Raw genomic sequence first — 6,267 nt, 5'->3', positions numbered from 1 at the left:
GCGGGCGAGCAGTTCCCGGTGCTCCGGCACCCACTGGAGCACGGCGTTGCAGACGACCACGTCGACGTCGGGTGCGGGCCGCCAGTCCCGGACGTCACCGGCGGTGAACTCGACCGGGGCGGCCAGGGCGGTGGCCCGGTCGATCATCTCCGGGGACGAGTCGAGGCCGCGGATCTCGGCGGCCGGCCAGCGGGCGGCGAGGGTGGCGGTCAGGGTGCCGGGCCCGCAGCCGAGGTCGACCACGCGCGCGGCCGGTCGGCCGGGACCCGGGCGACGAGGTCGTGGAACGGGCGGGACCGTTCGTCGCCGTAGCGCAGGTAGGTCGTCGGATCCCACATCGCTGCCTCCAAACCGTACGTACGTCTTGCTATGACCCTACGGCCCCCGCTGCGGTCCGGCAAGGCGATCACTAGGCTCGGTCCGATGGAACAGCGCAGCTTCGACCGGCTCGGCCGGCAGGTGGGTGTGGTCGGCCTCGGCGCCTGGCAGCTCGGCGCCGACTGGGGCCGGGTCAGCGAGAGCGACGCCCTGGCCGTGCTCGCCGCCGCCGTGGACGCCGGAGTGACCTTCCTGGACACCGCCGACGTCTACGGCGACGGGCGCAGCGAGCAGCTCATCGGGCGGTTCCTGCGCGAGCGGCCCGGGCACGGCCTGACCGTGGCCACCAAGATGGGCCGCCGGGTGGAGCAGACGCCCGAGGCCTACACCCTGGACAACTTCCGGGCCTGGACCGACCGGTCCCGGGCCAACCTCGGCACGGACACCCTGGACCTGGTCCAGCTGCACTGCCCGCCCACCGCCGTCTTCGCCGACGACCGGGTCTTCGACGCCCTCGACACGCTGGTGGCCGAGAAGCGCATCGCCGGCTACGGGGTCAGCGTGGAGACCTGCGACCAGGCGCTCACCGCCATCGCCCGGCCCGGCGTCGCCAGCGTGCAGATCATCCTCAACGCCGTCCGGCTCAAGCCCCTGGAGCGGGTGCTGCCGGCCGCCGCCGCGGCCGGGGTGGGCATCATCGCCCGGGTGCCGCTGGCCAGCGGCCTGCTCTCCGGCCGGTACGACGAGCACACCACCTTCGCCGCCGACGACCACCGCACCTACAACCGGCACGGGGAGAGCTTCGACGTCGGCGAGACCTTCTCCGGCGTCGACTACGACCTCGGCCTGGCGGTCGTGCGGCGGCTCGCCCCGCTGGTCGGCACGGACCGCACGATGGCCCAGTTCGCGCTGCGCTGGATCATCGACCAGCCGGGCGTCACCGTGGTCATCCCCGGCGCGCGGGACGCCGCGCAGGCGCGGGGCAACGCCGCCGCGGCCGACCTGCCGCCGCTGACCGCCGCCGAGCGGGACACGGTCCGGGCGGTCTACGACGAGCTGGTCCGTGCCCGGGTGCACGACCGGTGGTGAGCCGCGCCGGGGCGGTGCTCGCCCACCGGCCGGACGGGCCGCATGCTGACCGGAGGCCGGGACCACCGGCGCGGGTGAGGAGGAACCGATGAGGGGCTGGCTGACGCTCACCCTCGGGCTGCTGGCCGTGGTGGTCGGAGCGGTGTGGACGGTGCAGGGCCTCGGGTACGTCGGCGGCAGCGTGATGACCGACCAGCGGATCTGGGCGCTGGTCGGCCCGGTGGTGATCCTGATCGGACTCGTGGTGCTCTGGCAGGGCCTGAAGGCCCGCCGCCGCACCTGACCAACCGGGCGGCGAGGGCTCCACGGGCGCGCGGTGGACCGGCACCGGGCCCGGACACGCGGAAAGCCCCGCGTCCCTGCAGGACACGGGGCTTCTCGTCGATCCGGGGGGCCGGATCACCCGGGCCGGCGGCTGCCGACCGGCACTACTCAGATGGGGCGGACCTGCTCGGCCTGCGGACCCTTCTGACCCTGGGCGATCTCGAACTCCACCCGCTGGTTCTCCTCCAGCGTGCGGTAGCCGCTGGTCTGGATGGCCGAGAAGTGGACGAACACGTCAGCACCCCCGCCGTCGACGGTGATGAAGCCGAAGCCCTTGTCAGCGTTGAACCACTTCACGGTTCCCTGCGCCATGTGTATCTCCTTCTAAAACTGGCGGCCGAGCACGCCGTGCGGCCGATTGGCCGTTTTCGAGCAGCGGCGCCTGAGGCGGCCCCCACGAAGGAGGACTTCTCTCAACCCACGCCATCTCGCAACAGCGGGGACCAGCAAACCACGTACGCAAAAACTCTGCACAGCCTACCGGGCCGAAATTCTCCGACATGTGACCTGACGGATGCCGAAGATCGCTGGGCGGGTGCCCGCGGCCGTGCGAAAGGCCCCCCACCCGTCGATGCGGAAGGGGGGCCTCGGACCTCTGCGACTCAGTCCGGCCAGCGGCCGGTCAGCCGTCGTACGCCGACCGCGCCGCCGCGGTCCACAGCGGCCCGGACGACGGCGAAGATGGCGCCCTGCAACGCCGCCGCGGCCAGGATCTCGCCCCAGCCACGGTCCTCGTCGGTGGCGCTCGGGGCCTCGCCGTCGCCGGCCGTCATCGTCCAGATCTGCCGGAAGATCGCCCCGGCGACCGTACCGGCGGCCAGCCCGAGCATCACCCCGACGGGCTTGTACGCGGCCCTGCCGATGCCCCTGCTCATCTGCGCCTCCCCCGGACGATCAGCAGCACGACCACCGCCGCCACGGCGCCGGCCGCCACCGTCGCCCACGGCATCGGATTGCGCCGGACCACCGCACCCTTGTCCGACGCCTGTGCCCGCGCCACGTCCGCCTTCTGCGCCGCCTGCCCGCGCACCCGGGCGACGGTCTGCGCGGCCTGCTCGCGCATCCGCTCCTTCGCCTGGCCGGCGGACTCCCGCAGCCGGGCCTTCACGTCGGCCCTGGCGGCCAACAACTCCATCGTCTCGCCCAGCTCCACCCGGGTACGCCGGATCTCCTCGCGGAGCGCCTCGGCGTCGCCGGTCCCGTTGCCCGTCATGCCCGTCCCCTGTCCTTCACCGCGGCGGTGACGACGTCCACGTCCGCCCGGAGGCTCTGCACCGTCGACGCCGGCACCGGGGGGACCGCCTGGCTGACCTGCTTCTTGCCCACCAGGGCGAGCACCCCGGCGACCAGGAAGAGCACCACCGCCACGATCAGGGCGGCCAGCCACGCCGGCATGACCAGGTCCAGCAGCAGCACCGCGGTGACGACCAGCGCGCCCAGCCCGTAGAAGGCCAGCGCCCCACCCCCGCCGAAGAGACCGATTCCGATCCCGGCGTGCTTGCCCTTCCGGGTCAACTCCGCCCGGGCCAGCGCCAACTCGTCCCGAACGAGGCGGGAGACCTGCTCCGTGGCCCGCTGCACCAGTTCGGCGGTGGACGGCTCGCTCCCGGTCCGGGACGTCTGTTGGTTCGCGACGTCAGCCATGCTGTCCTCCTTTCATCATCACCGCGCTGTATGCCCGGAGTCGCCGCCCGTCAATCCTGCGCGCAGTGACCAACCACATCTGACCGCAGGTGGACCCGCACCGTCCGGCGAAACGCGGAAGCCGTTACGACGAAGCACCCGCCGACGGCGCGCGGGCCGGTCGGCGGGTGCCGTCAAGGGGTGGTTCAGCGGCGGGAGTCGGCGTGCTCCTCGGGGCCGACGAAGGCCTCGCTGCGGGCGTCACCGTCGTGGCTGCCGCCGAAGACGCGGGCGTCGTCGGGCACCTCCGGCTCCTGGAGCCGGCGCACCGGCCGGCGGGGCTGCGCCCACTGCCAGGGCAGGGCGCCGGAGGCGTCGCCGATCTCGGTGCGGGTCCGGGGCAGGGCCGTGGGGCGGTGGTCCCGGATCCAGCCGACCAGCTGCTCGCGGACCAGGCAGCGCAGGTCCCAGAGGCTGCCCGCGTCGGCGGCGCTGACCAGCGCCCGGACGGTGATCGCGCCGCCGGTCGCGTCGGTCACCTGAAGCACGCAGACCCGGCCGTCCCACAGCTCGGTGCTCTCCACCAGTCGGCGCAGTTCCTCCCGCATCGCCTGCACCGGGATCGCCCAGTCCACCTCGAACTCGGCGGTGCCGAGGACGGCGGCCTCGGTGCGGGTCCAGTTCTGGAACGGCTTGCTGGTGAAGTACGAGGTGGGCAGGATCAGCCGGCGGTCGTCCCAGATCTGCACCACCACGTAGCTCAGGGTCAGCTCCTCGATCCGGCCCCACTCCCCCTCGACCACGACCACGTCGTCGAGGCGTACCGCGTCACTGAAGGCGAGCTGGAGGCCGGCGATGACGTTGCCGAGCAGGCTCTGGGCGGCCAGCGCGGCGACCACACCCACCACACCGGCGGAGGTGAGCACGCCGGCGCCGATGCCGCGTACGGCGGGGAAGGTCATCAGCATCACGCCGATCGTCAGCACCACGATCACCGCGATGGTCAGCCGGCGCAGCAGCACCACCTGGGTGCGGACCCGGCGGGCGTGGCGGTTGTTCGGCACGTCCACCCGGAACCGGGCCAGGGCGGTGTCCTCGATCGCGACCAGCAGCGCGGCGACCAGCCAGGCCACGGCGGCGACCACGGCCAGCACCAGGGCGTGCAGCACCACCTGCCGCCAGGGCGTGCCGACGGCGTACCCGGTGGTGAACCGGACGGCGAACTGGACGGCGAGGACGGTACCGGCCATCTGGAACGGGCGGTGCGCGTGCTCGGTGAGCTCGGTCATCAGCAGCGAGCCCCGGCCGAACCGCCGGATCACCCGGTGCACCACCTCGACCAGCAACAGCGCGATCGCCGCCGCGGCAGCCGCGGCGGCGATCGTCTCCAGGTAGTCCTGCACGCTCTCTCCCTCCGGCCGGGCTTCGGGCAAAGGCCCTATGGTGCCCGGTGGTTCCGGAATCGACCAGCTCAGACCTTCCGGTAGCGGGACTGGAGGAAGCAGTAGACGCCGAAGGCCGCGATACCCAGGGCCATCAGGGCCAGGACGAACGGGCCCCACGGCTGGTCCCGCAGGGTACGCAGGGCGGCGTCGAGCCCGCGCGCCTTCTCCGGGTCGTACTTCACGGCGGCGGTGATGATCAGGATGCCGGCGACGGCGAAGACGGCGCCCCGGGCGATGTAGCCGGCCATGCCCAGGCGACGGACCAGGGTGCGCGTCTTCGGGTTCATCTCAACGATCTTGAGATTGCGTTCGAACTTCTTCTTGAACCCGTAGATCATCATTCCGATGCCGACGGCGGCGAGCACCAGGCCGGCCAACCCGACCAGCCAGCGGCCCCCGGTCGAGGTCATCAGCTTCTCGGAGAGGGCCTGCTGCTGGTCCGAGGCGTTGGCGCTGGCGTCCTGGACGACCTTGATCGCGGTCCAGGCGAGCCAGAGGAAGACGATGGTCCGCACGACGGAGGTGACCCGCTCGAAGAGCCGGTCCTTGTCGCGCAGGGCGCGGTGGCCGACGGCGGCCTCCAGCGCCTGCCAGATCGCCATGGCGACGAGACCGACCGCGATGGCGACGAGCAGGAACTTGCCGAGGGGCTGGGCGCCCAGGGTGCGCAGCGCGCCGTTCTGGTTGCCCTCCTCCCGGGAGTTGCTGAAGGCGATCTGCAGGGCGAGCCAGGCGAACAGCAGGTGCACGATCCCGTAGCCGATGAAACCGGCCCGGGCGAGGAGTTCCAACCAGCGGCTGCCCACGGTGCGGGCGGCGGTGGCTTCGGCGTTCCGGGTGAGAGACATGGCGCCACAGTCTCCGAATGCGAAGATCCCCAAACGTGACGCGGCGCCGCCTGAGGCGCCCTCAGCTGCTGGTGTTGCGCGCCACGCGGATCTTGACCTGCTGGTCGGTGACGCTGTCCAGGGTGACCGCGAAGCCGCCCACCTCGGTGGCCTGCTGGCCGACGGTGAGGGAGAGCTGCTCGCCGGCGACCTCGACGGTGACCTGGTCGCCCTGGGCCCCGATCAGCTTCGCCTCGACGCCGAGGATGTTGGCGCTGGCGTCGACGCCCCGGTCGAAGGTGACGGTGCAGGCGTCCAGGCCGCAGTCGGTGTCGGCCCCCTCGGAGCTGCAGCCGGCCAGCACGGCCACGCCGAGGGCCAGGCCGGCGAGGAGGCCGGCAGCGCGGCGGGTGGGGGTGGAGGGGGAGGTAGCGGATCGCGTCGTCACGCGACCAAGAGTACGAGACGGCGACGAGACCGGCACCGCCCACGTGATCATCAGCCGCCCCGGGGCCGCGCGTTAGGGTCCGGTCATGCCGTTCGACATCGCCCGGACCCGGGCCGCCTACCCCGCCCTGACCGAGGGTTTCGCCCACTTCGACGGTGCCGGCGGCACCCAGACCCCGCAGTCGGTGATCGAC

Annotated in this window: 9 protein-coding genes and 1 pseudogene; 2 read left to right on the top strand and 8 right to left on the bottom strand. The window is 72.6% G+C overall.

Annotation, left to right across the window (positions count from 1 at the left end):
- A pseudogene (locus JNW89_RS24325) lies at positions 1–338 on the bottom strand (methyltransferase domain-containing protein); the annotation flags it as partial.
- Between the two features lie 85 nt (positions 339–423).
- Between JNW89_RS24325 and JNW89_RS24320 the strand changes: the two are divergent.
- On the top strand, positions 424–1,407 hold the full coding sequence (locus tag JNW89_RS24320) for an aldo/keto reductase (RefSeq protein ID WP_238450643.1): 984 nt from the start codon (positions 424–426) through the stop codon (positions 1,405–1,407).
- Positions 1,408–1,495: 88 nt separating this feature from the next.
- Positions 1,496–1,690 carry a hypothetical protein gene (locus tag JNW89_RS24315; RefSeq protein WP_238450642.1) on the top strand — a complete coding sequence of 65 codons (195 nt, stop codon included), beginning with the start codon at positions 1,496–1,498 and terminating at the stop codon, positions 1,688–1,690.
- A 149-nt stretch (positions 1,691–1,839) separates the two neighbouring features.
- On the opposite strand, the gene JNW89_RS24310 is transcribed toward JNW89_RS24315, so the two are convergent.
- From JNW89_RS24310 to JNW89_RS24280, 7 genes are all read right to left on the bottom strand, one after another.
- Positions 1,840–2,043 carry a cold-shock protein gene (locus JNW89_RS24310; RefSeq protein WP_007075740.1) on the bottom strand — a complete coding sequence of 68 codons (204 nt, stop codon included), beginning with the start codon at positions 2,041–2,043 and terminating at the stop codon, positions 1,840–1,842.
- 290 nt (positions 2,044–2,333) lie between these two features.
- Positions 2,334–2,606: a DUF4235 domain-containing protein gene (locus JNW89_RS24305; RefSeq protein WP_238450641.1), complete on the bottom strand. Its 273-nt coding sequence runs from the start codon at positions 2,604–2,606 to the stop codon at positions 2,334–2,336.
- Positions 2,603–2,944: a DUF3618 domain-containing protein gene (locus JNW89_RS24300; RefSeq protein ID WP_238450640.1), complete on the bottom strand. Its 342-nt coding sequence runs from the start codon at positions 2,942–2,944 to the stop codon at positions 2,603–2,605. The genes JNW89_RS24305 and JNW89_RS24300 overlap by 4 nt, the downstream gene beginning before the upstream one ends.
- The gene (locus JNW89_RS24295) at positions 2,941–3,375 is read right to left on the bottom strand and encodes a phage holin family protein (protein WP_210777862.1); all 435 of its coding nucleotides are present in this window, start codon (positions 3,373–3,375) and stop codon (positions 2,941–2,943) included. The genes JNW89_RS24300 and JNW89_RS24295 overlap by 4 nt, the downstream gene beginning before the upstream one ends.
- 185 nt (positions 3,376–3,560) lie before the next feature.
- The gene (locus JNW89_RS24290) at positions 3,561–4,757 is read right to left on the bottom strand and encodes a mechanosensitive ion channel family protein (RefSeq protein ID WP_238450639.1); all 1,197 of its coding nucleotides are present in this window, start codon (positions 4,755–4,757) and stop codon (positions 3,561–3,563) included.
- Positions 4,758–4,825: 68 nt separating this feature from the next.
- Positions 4,826–5,647: a DUF1206 domain-containing protein gene (locus JNW89_RS24285; protein WP_238450638.1), complete on the bottom strand. Its 822-nt coding sequence runs from the start codon at positions 5,645–5,647 to the stop codon at positions 4,826–4,828.
- A 61-nt stretch (positions 5,648–5,708) separates the two neighbouring features.
- On the bottom strand, positions 5,709–6,074 hold the full coding sequence (locus JNW89_RS24280; protein ID WP_238450637.1) for a hypothetical protein: 366 nt from the start codon (positions 6,072–6,074) through the stop codon (positions 5,709–5,711).
- Positions 6,075–6,267 lie beyond the last annotated feature (193 nt).

This window comes from Micromonospora sp. 4G55, assembly GCF_016803375.1.
The sequence above is the reverse complement of the archived record's forward strand: the minus strand, read 5'-3'. Positions and strand labels throughout refer to the sequence as shown.

Bases quoted from the DNA above. Each gene is read 5' to 3' on its own strand.
- JNW89_RS24295 (WP_210777862.1), bottom strand. From the start codon at position 3,375: ATGGCTGACGTCGCGAACCAACAGACGTCCCGGACCGGGAGCGAGCCG.
- JNW89_RS24285 (WP_238450638.1), bottom strand. From the start codon at position 5,647: ATGTCTCTCACCCGGAACGCCGAAGCCACCGCCGCCCGCACCGTGGGC.
- JNW89_RS24315 (WP_238450642.1), top strand. From the start codon at position 1,496: ATGAGGGGCTGGCTGACGCTCACCCTCGGGCTGCTGGCCGTGGTGGTC.
- JNW89_RS24310 (WP_007075740.1), bottom strand. From the start codon at position 2,043: ATGGCGCAGGGAACCGTGAAGTGGTTCAACGCTGACAAGGGCTTCGGC.
- JNW89_RS24320 (WP_238450643.1), top strand. From the start codon at position 424: ATGGAACAGCGCAGCTTCGACCGGCTCGGCCGGCAGGTGGGTGTGGTC.
- JNW89_RS24305 (WP_238450641.1), bottom strand. From the start codon at position 2,606: ATGAGCAGGGGCATCGGCAGGGCCGCGTACAAGCCCGTCGGGGTGATG.
- JNW89_RS24300 (WP_238450640.1), bottom strand. From the start codon at position 2,944: ATGACGGGCAACGGGACCGGCGACGCCGAGGCGCTCCGCGAGGAGATC.